Origin of the sequence: Collinsella sp. An268, assembly GCF_002159765.1 — a bacterium.
GTDB lineage: Bacteria > Actinomycetota > Coriobacteriia > Coriobacteriales > Coriobacteriaceae > Coprousia.
Genome location: NZ_NFJH01000006.1, coordinates 88,325 through 104,261 on the forward strand (window position 1 = coordinate 88,325; position 15,937 = coordinate 104,261).

14 protein-coding genes are annotated in these 15,937 nt (G+C 65.6%); 8 read left to right on the top strand and 6 right to left on the bottom strand.

Features of this window, described 5'->3' with window-relative positions; translation table 11 throughout:
* Window positions 1–12: 12 nt before the first annotated feature.
* Complete coding sequence (locus B5F70_RS06330) at window positions 13–846, bottom strand: zinc ribbon domain-containing protein (RefSeq protein ID WP_087204723.1); 834 nt, start codon at window positions 844–846, stop codon at window positions 13–15.
* A 406-nt stretch (window positions 847–1,252) separates the two neighbouring features.
* Between B5F70_RS06330 and pflB the strand changes: the two genes are divergently transcribed.
* The 3 genes from pflB (at window position 1,253) to B5F70_RS06345 (ending at window position 5,332) form a co-directional block, all read left to right on the top strand.
* On the top strand, window positions 1,253–3,349 hold the full coding sequence (pflB, locus tag B5F70_RS06335; protein ID WP_087204724.1) for a formate C-acetyltransferase: 2,097 nt from the start codon (window positions 1,253–1,255) through the stop codon (window positions 3,347–3,349).
* A 137-nt stretch (window positions 3,350–3,486) separates the two neighbouring features.
* Complete coding sequence (gene grcA3 / locus B5F70_RS06340; protein WP_087204725.1) at window positions 3,487–3,738, top strand: autonomous glycyl radical cofactor GrcA3; 252 nt, start codon at window positions 3,487–3,489, stop codon at window positions 3,736–3,738.
* A 382-nt stretch (window positions 3,739–4,120) separates the two neighbouring features.
* On the top strand, window positions 4,121–5,332 hold the full coding sequence (locus tag B5F70_RS06345; protein ID WP_206383513.1) for an MFS transporter: 1,212 nt from the start codon (window positions 4,121–4,123) through the stop codon (window positions 5,330–5,332).
* A gap of 36 nt (window positions 5,333–5,368) precedes the next feature.
* On the opposite strand, the gene B5F70_RS06350 is transcribed toward B5F70_RS06345, so the two are convergent.
* Window positions 5,369–6,283 carry a ketopantoate reductase family protein gene (locus B5F70_RS06350; protein ID WP_087204726.1) on the bottom strand — a complete coding sequence of 305 codons (915 nt, stop codon included), beginning with the start codon at window positions 6,281–6,283 and terminating at the stop codon, window positions 5,369–5,371.
* 50 nt (window positions 6,284–6,333) lie between these two features.
* The gene (locus B5F70_RS06355) at window positions 6,334–7,158 is read right to left on the bottom strand and encodes a cyclase family protein (protein WP_087204727.1); all 825 of its coding nucleotides are present in this window, start codon (window positions 7,156–7,158) and stop codon (window positions 6,334–6,336) included.
* 428 nt (window positions 7,159–7,586) lie between these two features.
* Between B5F70_RS06355 and pflA the strand changes: the two genes are divergently transcribed.
* Window positions 7,587–8,390 carry a pyruvate formate-lyase-activating protein gene (gene pflA, locus B5F70_RS06360; protein ID WP_087204728.1) on the top strand — a complete coding sequence of 268 codons (804 nt, stop codon included), beginning with the start codon at window positions 7,587–7,589 and terminating at the stop codon, window positions 8,388–8,390.
* Between the two features lie 25 nt (window positions 8,391–8,415).
* Here the strand turns inward: pflA and B5F70_RS06365 are convergent, their stop codons facing one another.
* Genes B5F70_RS06365 through B5F70_RS06375 form a run of 3 tightly spaced genes read right to left on the bottom strand, consistent with a single transcriptional unit; the run spans window position 8,416 to window position 11,910 of the window.
* Window positions 8,416–9,597, bottom strand: a complete 1,182-nt coding sequence (locus B5F70_RS06365) for an ABC transporter permease (protein ID WP_087204729.1) — start codon at window positions 9,595–9,597, stop codon at window positions 8,416–8,418.
* Window positions 9,584–10,831: an ABC transporter permease gene (locus B5F70_RS06370; protein ID WP_087204730.1), complete on the bottom strand. Its 1,248-nt coding sequence runs from the start codon at window positions 10,829–10,831 to the stop codon at window positions 9,584–9,586. The genes B5F70_RS06365 and B5F70_RS06370 overlap by 14 nt, the downstream gene beginning before the upstream one ends.
* Before the next feature lie 5 nt (window positions 10,832–10,836).
* Entirely contained in the window at window positions 10,837–11,910 is a 1,074-nt protein-coding gene (locus tag B5F70_RS06375) for an ABC transporter ATP-binding protein (protein WP_087204731.1), read from the bottom strand.
* A gap of 219 nt (window positions 11,911–12,129) precedes the next feature.
* Here B5F70_RS06375 and B5F70_RS06380 point away from each other — a divergent pair, with 219 nt between their 5' ends.
* The 4 genes from B5F70_RS06380 to yihA all read left to right on the top strand — a co-directional run bounded on the left by B5F70_RS06380 (window position 12,130) and on the right by yihA (window position 15,918).
* Window positions 12,130–13,536, top strand: coding sequence for a histidine kinase (locus tag B5F70_RS06380; protein ID WP_087204732.1), 1,407 nt, complete (start codon window positions 12,130–12,132; stop codon window positions 13,534–13,536).
* Between the two features lie 12 nt (window positions 13,537–13,548).
* The gene (locus tag B5F70_RS06385) at window positions 13,549–14,187 is read left to right on the top strand and encodes a response regulator transcription factor (RefSeq protein WP_087204733.1); all 639 of its coding nucleotides are present in this window, start codon (window positions 13,549–13,551) and stop codon (window positions 14,185–14,187) included.
* A 313-nt stretch (window positions 14,188–14,500) separates the two neighbouring features.
* Window positions 14,501–15,322 (top strand): 5'-methylthioadenosine/S-adenosylhomocysteine nucleosidase, encoded by an 822-nt coding sequence (locus B5F70_RS06390; protein WP_087204734.1) that lies wholly within the window; start codon window positions 14,501–14,503, stop codon window positions 15,320–15,322.
* 5 nt (window positions 15,323–15,327) lie between these two features.
* Complete coding sequence (gene yihA / locus B5F70_RS06395; protein WP_087204735.1) at window positions 15,328–15,918, top strand: ribosome biogenesis GTP-binding protein YihA/YsxC; 591 nt, start codon at window positions 15,328–15,330, stop codon at window positions 15,916–15,918.
* The last annotated feature ends 19 nt before the right edge of the window (window positions 15,919–15,937 follow it).

Genomic DNA, 15,937 nt, shown 5'->3' on the forward strand with positions numbered 1-15,937 from the left:
TCGCACTTTGTTTCAGATCGCCTCAGAAGCCGGCGCCTCGTAGGCGAACGCGACGCTGAGCTCCGATGTGCCGTCATGGGCCAGGTATTTGATGGTGTACGCATCGCCGCACGAGGTCGATCCGCTCACGGCGGCGCCCGTGCAGGGGGCGGCCGAGGCGTCGGCGCGCCACAGCTTCTCAGCCGCGCCCGATGGGTGGATGAGGGCGGCGAAACGTTTCCTCGCGTCCGCGATGAGCTCTACCGAATCGCTGGCGAGCAGCGTGATGGCGTCGAGGTGCGCGTGGTCGAGGACGGCGCCTATCACCGCCAGGGCGTCGATCGCTTTGCTCGGGATGGAGATGAAAGCCCACGCGCTCGCTATGCGGGTGTTCGCGGGGATGGCATCGAGGGGGATCCAGCCGTTCTCTTCGGGCAATGAAGCGACCGGTGCAAGAAAGAGGGTCGCGTCCAGAGGGGCGCGGACCAAGCCAAAGGGCTCAGGGAGGGTGCTTCCTCCTCCCCTTGCGAGGACCGCGATCTCCATCGGGCGGTCGGATGCGCCGCGCGCGGCTTTCAGCCGGCATCCGAGCTGCTCGAGGTCTCGTCTGACCTGACCGAAGGGGCGTTGGAAGAAGGCGGGGCTGTACCAGGCGCAGGGACCGTCTGCCGGGGATGCCGTCGTGTTCGATTTAGGGTGCTCGACGTGGATGGTGCCGTCTGGCGAGATGAGCACCTTGCCGACGCCTTTGGTGCCCGCGGGTCGGTTTGCGGACGATCTGCTTGCATGGCTGTCGAGCGCCGAGCCGCAGGACCAGCAGAACTTCGCACCGTCGTCCAACGCGGCGCCGCACTGCGAGCAAACCATTGCCGCCCCCACACTCTCAGCAGATTACCGGTAGATAGCACAAGGGTACGGCAGCCGCTTTGCCAGAAAAGACGTTCTGCAGATTAGGTAGCTCCTGCAGCAGAATTGGAAGCCGGCGCCGCGGCGGGAAACGCAGCGGTGCGCATCGGGGATGCTGCGGTGCGGGTGCTCATATCTAGTTTGCTATAGGTAACTTGTGAACCTCTCACCAATCGGTAGACGGCCTCGGTTGGCGCGGGGTCCCTATGATATGCTATCCACCCAGATAAAATTCCCGATAAGCTGCGGAAACTGTGAAATGGGACGCACATTTGCCCGACGATGTGTCGTCCCCGTCAGGTTCCGCGCCCGTCGGGACGACCCGCCTGGTTCCAACGTCCGGACAGGCGATAAGGAGCGTGGTTTCATGCAGGCTGCTTGGGAGGGCTTCGCGCCCGGCACGTGGACCGACGAGGTCGACGTGCGCGACTTCATCCAGCGCAACTACACCCCCTACGAAGGCGACGAGTCGTTCCTCGCCGGCCCCACCGAGCGTACGCGCGAGCTGTGGGATACCGTTATGGGCCTCCTCACCAAGGAGCGCGAGCAGGGCGGCGTGCTCGACATGGACACCAAGACCGTGACGGGCATCGTGGCTCACCCGGCAGGCTACATCGACCCCGCGCACCCCGAGCGCGAGACCATCGTCGGCCTGCAGACCGACAAGCCGCTCAAGCGCGCGCTGCACGTCAACGGCGGTATCCGCATCTCGGTGCAGGCCGCCGCGCAGCACGGCTACCAGATCGATCCCGACGTTGTCGAGACCTACACCTATCGCCGCAAGACCCATAACGCCGGCGTCTTCGACGTCTATACGCCCGAGATGCGCGCCTGCCGCTCGTCGCACATCATCACGGGCCTCCCCGACGGCTACGGCCGCGGCCGCATCATCGGCGATTACCGCCGCGTGGCGCTCTACGGTGTCGACTACCTCATCAAGGACAAGGAGGCCCAGAAGGCCTCGACCCCCGTCGTCATGACGGAGGAGAACATCCGCGACCGCGAGGAGCTCACCGAGCAGATCCGTGCGCTCGGCCAGCTCAAGATGATGGCCGACTTCTACGGCTTCGACATCTCCGGCCCGGCGACGAACGTCCAAGAGGCCATCCAGTGGATGTACTTCGCCTACCTCGCCTCCGTGAAGGACCAGAACGGCGCCGCCATGTCCATGGGCCGCACCTCGACCTTCATCGACATCTACGCCGAGCGCGACCTCGCCCGCGGCACGTTTACCGAGGAGCAGATCCAGGAGTTCGTCGACCACTTCATCATGAAGCTCCGCATGGTCAAGTTCGCCCGTACGCCCGAGTACCAGAACCTGTTCTCCGGCGACCCGCAGTGGGTGACCGAGTCCATCGGCGGCATGGGCGTCGACGGCCGCACGCTCGTCACCAAGACGGCGTTCCGCTACCTGCACACGCTTGAGAACATGGGCACGAGCCCCGAGCCCAACCTGACGGTGCTCTGGTCGACGAACCTGCCCCAGAAGTTCAAGGAGTTCTGCGCCAAGGCCTCGATCGCGAGCTCGTCCATCCAGTACGAGAACGACGATGTCATGCGGGTCTATCACGGTGACGACTACGCCATCGCCTGCTGCGTCTCCTCCATGCGCGTGGGTAAGGAGATGCAGTTCTTCGGTGCCCGCGCCAACCTCGCCAAGTGCCTGCTCTACGCGCTCAACGGCGGTGTGGACGAGATCACCAAGAAGCAGGTGGGCCCGGCGTACCGTCCCGTGGTGGGCGACACGCTCGATTACGATGACGTAATGGCCAAGTTCCGCGACATGATGCGCTGGCTCGCCGGCGTGTACGTGAACGCCCTCAACATCATCCACTACATGCACGACAAGTATTGCTACGAGGCCATCCAGATGGCGCTGCACGACAAGCACGTCAAGCGCTGGTTCGCCACGGGCATCGCCGGCCTCTCCGTGGTGGCCGACTCGCTTTCTGCCATCAAGTACGCCCGTGTGCGCCCCATCCGCGACGAGCAGGGCGTCATCGTGGACTTTGAGATCGAGGGCGAGTTCCCCAAGTACGGCAACGACGACGATCGCGTGGACACCATCGCGCACGACATCGTGCACGAGTTCATGGAGTTCATCCGTATGAACGATACGTACCGCAACTCGATCCCCACCACGTCGGTGCTCACCATCACCTCCAACGTCGTGTACGGCAAGAACACCGGCGCCACGCCGGACGGCCGCAAGAAGGGCGTGCCGTTCGCCCCGGGCGCGAACCCCATGCACCAGCGCGACACGCACGGCGCCATCGCGAGCCTGAGCTCTGTGTCCAAGCTGCCCTTCCGCGACGCGCAGGACGGTATCTCCAACACGTTCTCCATCATCCCGGGCGCGCTCGGCAAGGAGGACGAGGTGTTCTTCGGCGACCTCGACCTCGACAGCCTCGACTTCTCGACGGCGGAGTTCTCGGTCGACGCACCGGAGTGCGCCGACTGCTAGGTGATTCATTTGGGGACGGGGTCGAAATATGGCATCGCAGTTGTCGCTTCGATCCCGGCCCAGATGTCGCAACTAGGCGGTTGCCAAAAATGCTATGATTGCGCTAACAGATAGCGCGCCTTCCGAAAGGAGTTCCCATGCAGGTCAAGGATGTACCCCAGGCCCAGGCCGATAACCTCGTGCAGATGCTCGACGCGTATGCCGAGAAGGGCGGCCATCATCTGAACGTCAACGTGTTCAATCGCGACACGCTGCTCGATGCGCAGGCGCACCCCGAGAAGTACCCGCAGCTCACCATTCGCGTGTCGGGCTACGCGGTCAACTTCCACAACCTCACGAAGGAGCAGCAGGACGAGGTCATCAGCCGTACGTTCCACCAGGCGATGTAGGTTGATCCCTGTATAAGGCAACCTCCGCCTCGCGCGGGCGGAGGAGATACCGGCCATGGCTTACATGCAGCCATGGCCGGTTTTGTGTTGAAGGGGAGTAAAGAAATCGCGTTCAGGCCCGTATTCGGTCCCCTGAGGGGGCCTAAGCGCGATTTCCTTTGTAGGGCGGAATCGCGAGGCTGGTCCGGGGTGCCCGCCCGGGTCTGTCCGGGGGCCGGCACGCCCCCAGAGTCACCCACTGCAGCGACGGATGCGCAAACCGTGAATTGATCGAAGCACGCGTCCGCGGGTCGGTTTTGGGTTACCATTCCCGACTTGTGCGTACATCTAGCGCGGTTGCCGGAGCCGCCGGCGACCGCCTCGGGGGGATGGGATTACTACCATGAAGCATGAGGAGACGCCCAGCCAGCATCGCGGCGGCATGACGAGGGCGCAGTGGCTGCCGCTTCTGGGCATGACGCTACTCGCCTTTGTGTTCAACACCTCGGAGTTCATGCCCGTCGGCCTGCTGACGAGCATCGCCGCGTCGTTCTCGCTCTCCGAGGCGACGACCGGCCTCATGATCTCCGTCTACGCGTGGGGCGTCATGCTCCTGTCGCTTCCGCTGATGGTTGCCGCATCGCGCTTCTCGTTCAAACCGCTGTTGCTTGCGGTGGTGGCCGTGTTCGCGCTCGGCCAGCTGTGCGCCGCCGTCGCGCCCACCTTTACGTTGCTGACGGCCGCGCGTCTGCTGGTGGCTGCCGCGCACGCCATCTTCTGGTCGATCGCACCGGTGGTCGCCACGCGCATCGCGGGCGACCGGCATGCGGCCCTCGCCCTCAGCATGGTCGCCACGGGCACCTCGATCGCCTCGGTGGTGGGTATGCCCCTCGGTCGCGCCATCGGCCTCGCGGTGGGCTGGCGCATGACGTTTGCCTGCGTGGGCGTCATCGCGGTGGCGCTCGTCATCTATCAGGCCGTCGTGTTTCCCTCGCTGCCGGCAACCGAGCGCTTCACCCTCAAGCGTCTGCCCGGCCTTGCCAAGAATCGCGTGCTGGTGGGCATCTACGTAGTCGTTGTCTGCCTTTCGATGGGGTTCTACGTGGCCTATGGTTACATCGAGCCGTTTCTGGGTCAGGTGGGCGGCTTCGACGACGGCACGACGACCTTGCTGCTCACGATCTTTGGCGCGGCCGGTCTGGTGGCGAGCTTCCTGTTCGCTCGTTTGTTTGATGGGCATCGGTTCGCGTTTTTGGGCACGGTCATCATCGGTTTCACGGCGGTGCTCTTTTGCCTGCAGGCGGCCTCCGCGTCGTTTGCCGCCATGGTTGCCGCCTGTCTTGTCTGGGGCATCTGCGGCACCGCCTTCAACATGGCGTTTCAGTCCGAGCTCATGAAGGCAGCCTCAGCAGACGACGCGACGGTTGCCATGTCCATCTACTCGGGCCTCTTCAACTTTGGCATCGGTACCGGCACCGCCGTGGGCGGCATGGTGGTATCGGGCATCTCCATTGCGGCCATCGGGTACGTGGGCGGTGCGCTGGCGCTTCTGGGGACCTTGCTCGCCTTTGGCTGGCTGTTCCGGCTGATGCGCGCGCCGCGCGTGACGGCCTGAGGCGACGGCGGCGGCACTCGCAGCAACTGCCCAGGGCTAATAGGAGCTCTCGATCTCGCGGATGCGCTGGTAGAGCCACGTGTTGGTGGGGACGAGGATATCGTGCTTGGCGGCGAGCCGGCAAATGGTGCCCGCGAACTCCTCAACCTCGGTGGTGCGCCGCGCGATGCGGTCTTGCGCCATCGAGGGCATGCCGGCGGGATCGAGACCGGCGATGAGGCGTGCCATCGCGGTGAGGTCCCCCTCGTCCATCTGCACGCCCTCGGCCTGTCCGACGGCGAGCGCCTCGCGCATGGCGGCGATAAAGCAGCGGTTCTGCTCGCTGCCCGCCTCGCTCGCGCTGCCGTAGGTGCCGCCATATGCCATGCACGTCTGGTTGATGCCCACATTGAGCATGAGCTTCACCCACATGCGGCGGCGGGGGTCCGACTCGACCACATGGGGGATGCCCGCGCGGGCGTAGAAGTCGGCAAGAGCCTCAACCACGCCGGCCTCCGTTTCCGGCGCCGCGCCAAAGCGGATCTCGCCCGCGTGCGTATAGGTGAGCGCGCCGGCGAGGTACACCGCGTCCATACCCTGGCAGATGCCGAGGACCGTGTGCGCCCAGCCGTAGCGCGCCGCGATGCGCTCCTCGCTCGTAATGCCGTTGAGGAGCGACACGATGGTGGTCTTGGGCCCGATAAGCGGCGCCATGCTGTCGATGGCGGCGTCGAGACCGCCTGCCTTGACGGCGAGGATGACGAGGTCGACGGGCTGCGCCTCGCTCATGGGAATCGTCGGCACGGCGAGGGGCGCGCCGTTGACGGTGACGTCCTCGTCCGCATGGCGGCGGAAGCGTGCGTCGTCCATGGCAAACACGACGGATCCGGGTGCGAGGTGCGCGGCCATGATGCTGCCGTACATGAGGCCCACGGCCCCACGTCCTACGATAGCGACGCGCTCGATGTGCATACCGATCTCCTCACTCGCCGATGGCGTAGTCTGATGACGTTGGGCTTACCTTACTCCTCGATCGGGCAGATGGCAAAACAGCGCGCCGGGTAGCCCACGCCGTCGAGCAGCTTGGGGAAGGCGCAGACGATGATCGCCCCCGTCTCGGGCACCTCATCCAGATGGTCCATCACCTCGATCTGATAGCGGTCCTCGGCAAGGATGTACTGCTCGGCAGGGTAGGGGTAGAAGCCCTCGCGCGTGGTGACGCGAGCCGGGTCGGTGTCTGCGGGCTCATGTCCGATGGCGGCGATGTTGCGCTCGTGCACGAGCCAACGGATGGCGTCGAGGCTCCAGCCGGGGTAGTGCGGCTGGCCGCTGGCATCCTTGTTCTCGAGGTCGGACTTGCGCGACCAATCGGAGCGAAACGCCACGAACGAGCCTTCCGGGATGCGCCCGTGCTCGTCTTCCCAAGCGGTGAGGTCGTCGGTGGTGAGCACGTAGTCGGGATCTGCCGCGCATTCCTCGTGCCGGTCGATGACGCACAACGGCATGACGAGCTCGCTCGGGCCGATGGCGTCGAGTGCGCGCCCCGTGGCCCAGAAATGCCGCGGCGCGTCGACGTGCGTGCCGTACTGCGATGCGACGGAGTATTCGTAGCAGCGCATCGGCGCGGCCATGGCATCGGGGGTGCCTGGCAGGTAGTCAAAGAGCAGTTTGCTCGCGAAGGGGCTGAAACCGTACCAGTGCGGTGTCTGGGCGGAGAGCGTGTGGGTGAGGTCGACCCAGCGGTAGCGCTCTCCCTTGAGCTCGGTGACGAGGCCCCAGAGCCCGCGGACGGCGGTGCGGGAGCGGGCGGTCGACGTGGTGTGCGTGGACGGGCTGGTGGCAGACATGGCGATTCCCTTCTCGAGACGTGCGTTGGGCCTGGGTAGCGGAGCGAGGAGGCGGCCAATGCGCCGCGGGGCGATGGGACGGCCCTATGCTCCGCGTCCCGTTGCGGCCCATCGTAGGGGCGGAATATGTCGGGCTCTTTACCGCCGCGTTGCGTCTTGAATGGAAATCGCTTGGCAAAGGCCCAGATATGATTCGGAAACCCGGGCGACATAAACGCTGGGGCTGAGGTAGGGGCGCGGACGGGACGGCTGAGGCGCCTTGTGTGCCGATTCGAGCGCCATGCAGGGCTGCCGGCCGCCCCTCGGACCTGTCGCGCCGCCATGCGGGATGGTGGTAGCCGTGTTGGCGCACGGCCACATTCAGCCCCGCTCTGCGCATGGACTACAATACTGGTGCGGGCGCACTCGCGCCTGCGGAAGGGGTAGCCATGGCTCGTATCCAACTCGATGCTCACGACGACATCCAGACGTCGCAGTTTGCCCGCGGACGCATCCACTCGGTGGAGACCATGGGGACGGTCGACGGTCCGGGCATCCGCTTCGTCGTCTTCACCCAGGGCTGCCCGATGCGCTGCCTCTATTGCCACAACCCCGATACGTGGGAGACGGGTGCGCACGCCGGCACCGAGGTGACGGTCGAGCAGCTGGTCGGGGAGTTCGAGAGCAATCGCCAGTTCTACCGAAACGGCGGTATCACGGTATCGGGCGGGGAGCCGCTCCTGCAGCCGGAGTTTCTGGCCGACCTCTTTACCGCGATGCATGCGCGGCCGGCGGGGCGGGTCCACACGTGCCTCGACAGCTGCGGGTACGCCTTCGATCCCGAGCATCCCGAGCGGTGGGCGCGCTCTCTCGATGAGACCGATCTGGTGCTGCTTGACATCAAGCATGCCGATCCGGAGGGGCATCGCGCGCTCACGGGGCGCGACCCTGCGCGCATTCTCGCCTTTGGCGACGAGTTGGCGCGGCGCGGCATCCCAGTGGTGATTCGCCATGTGATCGTGCCGGGGCACACCGATACGACGGACGAGTGCGAGGCGCTCGGGCGCCTGATCGCCCCGTGGCGCAACGTAGCGGGGCTTGAGATGCTGCCCTACCACACTCTCGGCGTCGCCAAATACGAGCAGCTGGGCATCGCCTATCCGCTCGCCGGCGTGCCGGAGATGGACAAAGCGCGCATCCCGGAGCTTCGCCAAGCGGTTCTGCGCGGCATGAAGGCGGCGCGCGGGCGGTAGGTGGTCGGCGCGGGCGGTACGGCTCCTACGCCACCCGCCGCACACGCCCCACGGCAAGTCCAGCGGCCGCGATGGTCGCGGCGAAGAGCACCACCAGTCCCACGTCTGCCAGCACGGACGCAACCAGCTCGCCGGACACGCTGGTGGCGCGCACCAGCTCCTGCATGCCGCTCACCGCCCAGTACCCGGGGGTGAAGCGCGCCACGGCCGTGACCGCTTCCGACATGTTGTCGAGGGGAATCCACGTGCCGCCCAAAAACGCTACGATCATCGCGGCGATGTTGCAGATGGCGTGGATGAGCTCATGGCGCACGTTGAGCTGCCATACCAGAAACCCAAAGGCCATGCCCACCAGCATGAGCGCGAGCAGGATTACCAACATGAGCTGCACAAACAGGGTCGGTACGGTGCTGAGCGCATCGCGGTACAGCACGAGTCCCACGCAGGCGTTGATGGCCCACACTACTACCCCGCAGAGGGCGATCGCTCCCACCACCTGGGCGTCGAAGTGCGTCTGTGCCACGCACGAGACACCGATGCGCTGCCTGATTTCGGTTTGACGCAAGCTGAAGAGTCCCGTGCCCACGATCGCCGCAATCCCTCCAAACAGCGCGTAGAGGGCAAACTGACAGTACACGAGATAGGTGATGGGCAGACCCGTCTCCTCGGTGGGGACGCTTTCGACGGCGACGCCGGTCTCTTGTGCGGTATCGACCATCTGCACGAGTTCCGACACGGACGCACCGCGGGCAGCGGCGAGCGCGTAGAGCTCCTGGGTCCAAGCGCGCACGCGCTGGTCGACGAGCGCGCCGGAAGCGTTCATATAGCTCACGATGCACGAGAGATCGGGTGCGTCACGCCCCGCACGTGCGGCGTCGACGAGGTCGCTACCGTAGTCCTCGGGGATAATCAGCACGTAGTTGGCTAAGTTGTTGGCAGCGGCCTTTTGCAGGGCGGGGACGGTGTCCTCGATTTCGACGGTCTCCCCGGTGCCAGCGAGGTACGACGCGAGCGCTTGCGAGACGGCGCTCTCGTCGCGGTCGATGACGGCGATCGTGGGCCGCGCCGACACATAGCCTGCAGCGGTGGCCGAGGATCCAAGGCTCCCCGCCGCAAAGGCTCCGAGCAGCGAGAACAGCAGCACGTAGACGGCAAAGAGCATGCGGTGCTCGCGGACGAGCCGGCAGGCGATTCTAACGATAGGCATGGCGGGTCCTCCTCATGCAAAGCACGGAGCCGGCGGCGAACACCGCGGCGATGGCGACGAGTGCGGCAAGGGCCTGGGCAAACGGCACGAGCGAATCGTAGAAGGTGAGGGCAAACAGCGCCTCCGACGCCTGCGTAGCCGGGTTGACGAGTTGCAGCAGCGGGACGTTTTGCGTAAGCCAGTTTCCGAGTTCCACCGCGGGCTCGCCAAAGAGACCGGCCGGGAGCGAGAGTCCGAGCGTGCAGATGGTGACGAGCGCGTCCTTCACGCGCGGGGTGGCGCCGGGCAGCGACCCGATGAGCGCACCGAACGCGCACGATACCAAAGAGATCGCGGCGCATGCCACCGGGGTCAGCCATATGCGCCCGCCGAACGATACGCCCGCCACGAGCCACAGGTAGGCAACGGTGGTGAGCGTGCTCGCCATCACGATGAGCCAGCTCGCCACGAGGGCGGCCACAAGCTGTCTGCCCGGCGGGGTGGCGCTCACCTGGCAGCGGTCTCCGAGGGCAGAGGCGCCGGAGCGCGTGCGCTCAATGAGCGTCTTGGCCACGTCGGCGCACATGATGCATGTGTACCCCAGCAGTGCGTAGTAATAGCGTCCCATCTCTTGCGGCGGTTCGCGGAGAAGGTCGAGCTCGGAGGTACCGGCGTTGGAGCCAGAGAGATTCTGGGAGAGCGCAGCGACGGCGCTGGGCGAGGCGAGCGCTGCGGGGTCCCGCTTGGCAAGGTCTTGGGCGATGGCCTCGCCCTGCAGATAGCGGTCGAGCACAACTTGGATGATGGCCTGGCTGGTGGTTCCCGTCTCGCTGGGGGAGACAAAGAGCGCAGGGACGCCGTTGCTGTCCACCGCGAGGTAGGCCGCGACCTCGCCGGCGAGCACGGCGGAGCGGGCCTCGTCGGACGAAGCGTAGCGAGTGAGCTCGAAGAGCGCTCCGTCATCGGTCTCGGCGGGTTCCTCGGGGCTACCGCCCGCGCCGTCGGTCTCGGCGCTGCCCTCGCCGGAGTTCTCCTCAGAAAGGCTCTCGACCAGCGTGCGCAAACCCGTGGCGCGCGACCAGTTGGTATCGGTGACGACCCCAAGCGCGATACCGCTCGTGTACTGCGAGCTGGAGAAGTTGGAGAACATCGTCATAAAGATGGTCGCCATGATGAGCGGGAAGAGAAACGCCCAGATGACGATGCTTGTGTTGCGCAGGCTCGTGCGTATGTCGCAGGCGATGAGCGAGAGCATGCTCCTCACCTCCCGCTGCGCCGTAGAAGGCGGGCTACAAGGCCGGGCGCCTCTTCCGCCCCCGCCGCTCCGTCTTCAGTCGCGGCTCTGGCATCGGCGCCCGGTGCGCCGTCGCCGTCGCGCAGGTCGCTACCGGTCATCTCGAGGAAGACATCGTTCAGCGTCGGGGGCTCAGAGAACACGCGGACCGGCTCGATTCCCGTGTCGGCGAGCACACCGAGCACCTCGGCGAGGTGCCCCTGCCCCTGCCCGCATGCCACATGCAGCTCATGGCCTCGGTAGGTTGCCCGCAGCACGCAGGGAAGGTAGCGCACGGCTTCGAGTGCGCGATCGGGCAGGTTGGGAATCTCGGCAGCGATCTTCTCGCCCACATCGATCATGCCCTTGAGCTCGCCGACCGTCCCCTCGGCAATGGCGCGCCCACGGTCCATGATCATCACGCGCCCGCAAATCTGCTCGACCTCTTCCATGTAGTGGCTCGTATAGACCACGGTAGCGCCCTCGTCTACCAGGCGCAAGATGCCCTCGAGGATGGCGTTGCGGCTCTGAGGATCGACGGCAACGGTGGGCTCGTCGAAGAAGATGAGCTCGGGGCGGTGCGCGATTCCGCAGGCGATGTTGAGGCGCCGGAGCAGGCCACCGGAGAGCTTGCGAGGCCGGAAGCGCCGAAAGCGCTCGAGACCGGCGAAGGCGATGGCGTCCTCTACGAGCGTGCGGCGGAGCGCGCGGTCGGATACGTAGAGCGAGCAGAAGGCGTCGATGTTCTCGGTGACGGTGAGCTCGTCAAAAACGGCCACCTGTTGGGGAACGATGCCGATGCGCCGCTTGAGGTCGTACCGTCGCGGGCTCATGGCTTCGCCGAAAAGCTCGATTGAGCCCTTCTGGTAGCTGAGGAGCTGAAGCATGCAGTTGATTGCCGTAGTCTTGCCGCAGCCGTTGGGGCCGAGGAGGCCGAAGATCTCCCCGCGCCTGACGGTGAGATCGAAGTGGTCGAGTGCGGTGAGATCGCCGTAGCGCTTGACGAGCTGTCGGACGGAGATGACGGGCGCGGTGCCCTGGGCTTGGTGCTGCGCGGACATGGGACTCCCTTCAGACGCTGCATGATTGCAGTATCGGCCGCAAGGCGCCGCGGCGGAAGTGAGGTTTGTCACGAGTTCTGCGGCGATGGGCGCCAGCTACGGTGCCCGTGGCGCCATCGATCTCGGTTGGACATGACATTTGTCACGAATTGGGTGCAAGGCTGGCCGGAGGGAGGCATCGCACGAAGTGCGGCGCGGCTCGTGCGCTAGACTTGCCTCATGGAACGATTGACTGACAAGCTGATGCTCTTTGCATGCTGCCTCGCCGCCGCCATCGCCTTCGCCCCGCGTGCGGCGACGGTTGCGGTGCTGCTCGTATGCGCTACCGCGGCGATTGCGGTTGAGGTTGCGGACATGGGTTCCGGGTGCGATGACGCCGCTGGCGTTATGGGCGATGACGCCGCTGGCGAAATCGCGGGCAGCAGATCCCTTCGAGGCAGTTCCGTCGGCGGGGCGGTTTCCGTGCTGAGGCAGTGCGTCCCCACGGCGCTCCCGCTCGCCTGCTGCGCGCTTGCCCTGGCGCTGCCGGAGACGCTCCTTGCCCTACCGCTCGCAGCGTATGATTTGGCGCGCCGTCCTCCCCGCGCTCTCATCGCCGTTCCGTTCACTATGCTTCTCGTTGGCATCAATCGGGCGGGCCTCGATGTGCTTCCCATCGTATTTGCGGCATTCTTAAGCGCAGCCGCTGTGGTGCTCGCTCGCCGTACCGATCAGACCCGTCGTCAGCGCGACCGCAACCTGCGCGAACGCGATCGCCTGCGGGAGCGCTCCTTCAAGCTTGAGGCCCAGAACCGCGATCTTGTCGATAAGCGCGAGCTTGCCGTGCGCGTGGCCGTACTCGAGGAGCGCACCCGCATCGCGCGCGAGATACACGATAACGTTGGCCATCTTCTCACGAGGACGCTATTGCAGGCTAAAGCCTATGAAGTCGTGTTCGCCTCGGACGAACGCGCTCGCGCGGCGTTCTCGGCGCTCGCGAACGATGTGGACGAAGCGCTCGGTACGGTGCGTGCGAGCGTGCGCGACCTGCACGAGGATCGTATCGATGCGGGTGCTCAGGTGGCTCGCATCGCCGCGGAGGCTCCGGTGCCCACGCATTGCACAACCGATGTCGCTGCGGCCCCGCCCGAGGTCGCGAGCTGCTTGGCGGCGGTGACGCGCGAGGCGCTCTCCAACGTCGCGCATCATGCGGGGCCCGCCGCGCGCGCCGAGGTGAGCTTGGTCGAGCATCCCGGTTTCTGGCAGCTGACCGTCACGGACGATGGTGGCGCAGCCCCGGGCGTCGAGAATCGGGCGGCCGTCTCGTCTGAGGCGGGCGCGCCTGCCACGGCTTCCGGCGATGCGGTGCGCAATGCCCCTTTGCCAGAGGGGCGCCCGCCCGCCACAGCGCCCTATGTTGGCCGCGGTTTGGGCCTGACTTCCATGGAGGAGCGGGTGGATGCGCTCGGCGGCACGTTTCGCGCCGGCCCCGATGCCGCGGGGTATGGCTGGCGAGTGTTTGCGAGCATCCCCAAACCGCGCGGCGCGACCGTCGGGGGCAATGCCGCCCCACGTGGCGACGCGGAGCCGGCAGATTGGGCCGACGTGTTCCCAAACGACTCGTGCACGACGGGAAACAGCAGGTAGAAAGGGGCAGGCATGCGCATTGCCATCATCGATGACGATCGTCTTATCTGCGATTCGCTCAACATCATCTTGGGCAACGAGCCCGATATTGACGTCGTCGGCATCGGGGGCGATGGGAACGACGCCGTGCGCCTTGCGGCTGCCGAGCGCCCCGATATCCTGCTCATGGATATCCAGATGCCCGGACGCGACGGCCTTTCGGCGGCGCAGGAGATCCTCGCATGCGATCCAGCTGCCCGCATCGTGTTTCTCACCACGTTTTCCGACGACGAGTACATCGTGCGCGCACTGGCGCTCGGAGCGCGCGGATACCTCATCAAACAGGATGTCGGCACTATCGCGCCGGCGCTCAGGGCGGTTATGAGCGGGCAGAGCGTACTCGAGGGGGAGGTGCTGGCGCGCGTTTCACACCGTGGCGGCGCGCCGGTGGAGGCCTCGGGCGCCGGACGCGCTGCATCCGATCCGTTTGCCTGCCTGACCGAGCGCGAGCGCGAGGTGGCCGAACTTATCGCCGAAGGGCTCGACAACCGCGAGATCGCGGCGGCTGCGTATCTCGGGGAGGGGACCGTCCGCAACCACATCAGCTCGATTCTCGCGAAGCTGCACCTCAAGAACCGCACGCAGATCGCCATAGCCTACTGGCGCCGGTAGGGCGCGGGCTAGGTGCGCCCTGTTTTGGGCGGCTGCCGGTGGCAAGGGGGCGCGCGGGACGCCGCGAAAGGCGGCTTTCGGTAAGTTCGAGCCTCCCCTGTGCACCAAATCGCCAAACGGTGGAGTAGCCGCCCTCCATCGCCGGCAAAGGGGCAGGTCGTTGGAATCGCATGGCTGAGTCTATCCGGCTCGTTTCGAATTTGATGCACAGATGAGCCCCGAACTATCGCAAGTGCCAGGAGAGTCCGGGGAGGTCGGCCAACGTGGCGCGTTTTTTGGTATCGTGGGGCGTGACCAAACCGAGGAGGCCATCATGACGCCAACCATTGCCATCATCGGCGCGCTTGAGAAGGAAGTGCGCCAGATCTATACCGAAGTCGACAACGGGACCGTTACCGAGGAGGCCGGGCTCAAGATTGTCGGCGGTGCGTACCACGGGTTCAACTTGGTCGCCACCACGGCGGGCATGGGTACCGTTAACGTGGCAGCCGCCACGCAGCATCTCATCAGCGTGTACGGGGCAAACGCCGTCATCTTCTCCGGCATCGCGGGCGGTCTCAACCCGGCGCTCCATATCGGCGACATCGTGGTGGGCGCGCGCCTGCGCTATCTCGATACCGATACGGCCCTCATCGCGGAGTCCGCTCCGTCGCTCGAGGAGTTCGCCTCGACCGATTATCTCGTCGACGTCGCGGAGGAGACCCTTAAGGCATGGGGCTTCGTTTCCGCCGAGCTTGACGGCGACGCCCTCGATGCCGCCCTCGAGACCGCCGGCAGCTCCCCGTTTGCGCGCTTCCGGCGCGAGGGCGAGTCTGCCGACCCTAGGCGCTACCTGCGCGGCACCATCGCCACGGGCGACCGTTTCTGCACGGGCGCCGCGATGCGAGCAGAGGTCATCTCCGCCACACAGGCGGACTGCGTCGAGATGGAGGGTGCGGCCGTGGCGCACATCGCCGCCAAGAACGGTGTCGATTGCCTGGTGCTGCGCGCCATCAGCGATAATTGCGACGAGGAGTACGATGCCTTCTGCGAGCGCACGTTTGACCTCGATGAGTACGCGCGCACCGCAAGCTCGCTGACGCTGGCCATCGTGCGGCGCGTCGCCGCCCGCCTCGGTCTTTCGCGCGAAGGGTAGATGCTATGGCAGATTCCATCAATTACCAGCTGGCTCATTTTGTGGCGAGCTACGGCGCGGTCTCTCAGATCCCCGAGTCGACCTGCCCCGAGGTCAGCTTTGTCGGTCGCTCCAACGTGGGCAAGTCGTCCATCATGAACAAGCTCTTTGGGCGCAAGGGCCTCGTGAAGGTGTCGAGCACGCCGGGCAAGACCGCCAACATCAACTTCTTCGAGGCGGACGGCGTGCACTTTGTGGACCTGCCGGGCTACGGTTTTGCACGGCGCTCAAAGGCCGAGCGCGACCGCTGGGCCCGTCTCATCGGCGACTTCTTTGAGAGCGAGCGGAGCTTCAACCTTGTGGTGTCCCTCGTGGACATCCGTCACGATCCGAGCGCACTCGACCACCAGATGATCGAGTACCTGCAAGAGAACGAGTTCACGTTCATCGTCTGCCTCACCAAAGCGGATAAGCTCAGCCGAGGGAAGCGCGCGCAGCAGGCCGCCGCCGTCCGCCGTCAGCTCAATGTGCCCGCCGAAGACATCATCGTCACGTCTGCTGAGGATGGTACAGGCATCGACGAGCTCAAGCGCGTTATCGCCGAGCGCTGTCTGTAGGGGAGAGCACGGCGGCCGG

Excerpts from the sequence above, each read along its gene's own strand:
- B5F70_RS06330 (WP_087204723.1), bottom strand. The coding sequence starts at position 846 with ATGGTTTGCTCGCAGTGCGGCGCCGCGTTGGACGACGGTGCGAAGTTC.
- pflB (WP_087204724.1), top strand. The coding sequence starts at position 1,253 with ATGCAGGCTGCTTGGGAGGGCTTCGCGCCCGGCACGTGGACCGACGAG.
- grcA3 (WP_087204725.1), top strand. The coding sequence starts at position 3,487 with ATGCAGGTCAAGGATGTACCCCAGGCCCAGGCCGATAACCTCGTGCAG.
- B5F70_RS06345 (WP_206383513.1), top strand. The coding sequence starts at position 4,121 with ATGAAGCATGAGGAGACGCCCAGCCAGCATCGCGGCGGCATGACGAGG.
- B5F70_RS06350 (WP_087204726.1), bottom strand. The coding sequence starts at position 6,283 with ATGCACATCGAGCGCGTCGCTATCGTAGGACGTGGGGCCGTGGGCCTC.
- B5F70_RS06355 (WP_087204727.1), bottom strand. The coding sequence starts at position 7,158 with ATGTCTGCCACCAGCCCGTCCACGCACACCACGTCGACCGCCCGCTCC.
- pflA (WP_087204728.1), top strand. The coding sequence starts at position 7,587 with ATGGCTCGTATCCAACTCGATGCTCACGACGACATCCAGACGTCGCAG.
- B5F70_RS06365 (WP_087204729.1), bottom strand. The coding sequence starts at position 9,597 with ATGCCTATCGTTAGAATCGCCTGCCGGCTCGTCCGCGAGCACCGCATG.
- B5F70_RS06370 (WP_087204730.1), bottom strand. The coding sequence starts at position 10,831 with ATGCTCTCGCTCATCGCCTGCGACATACGCACGAGCCTGCGCAACACA.
- B5F70_RS06375 (WP_087204731.1), bottom strand. The coding sequence starts at position 11,910 with ATGTCCGCGCAGCACCAAGCCCAGGGCACCGCGCCCGTCATCTCCGTC.
- B5F70_RS06380 (WP_087204732.1), top strand. The coding sequence starts at position 12,130 with ATGGAACGATTGACTGACAAGCTGATGCTCTTTGCATGCTGCCTCGCC.
- B5F70_RS06385 (WP_087204733.1), top strand. The coding sequence starts at position 13,549 with ATGCGCATTGCCATCATCGATGACGATCGTCTTATCTGCGATTCGCTC.
- B5F70_RS06390 (WP_087204734.1), top strand. The coding sequence starts at position 14,501 with ATGACGCCAACCATTGCCATCATCGGCGCGCTTGAGAAGGAAGTGCGC.
- yihA (WP_087204735.1), top strand. The coding sequence starts at position 15,328 with ATGGCAGATTCCATCAATTACCAGCTGGCTCATTTTGTGGCGAGCTAC.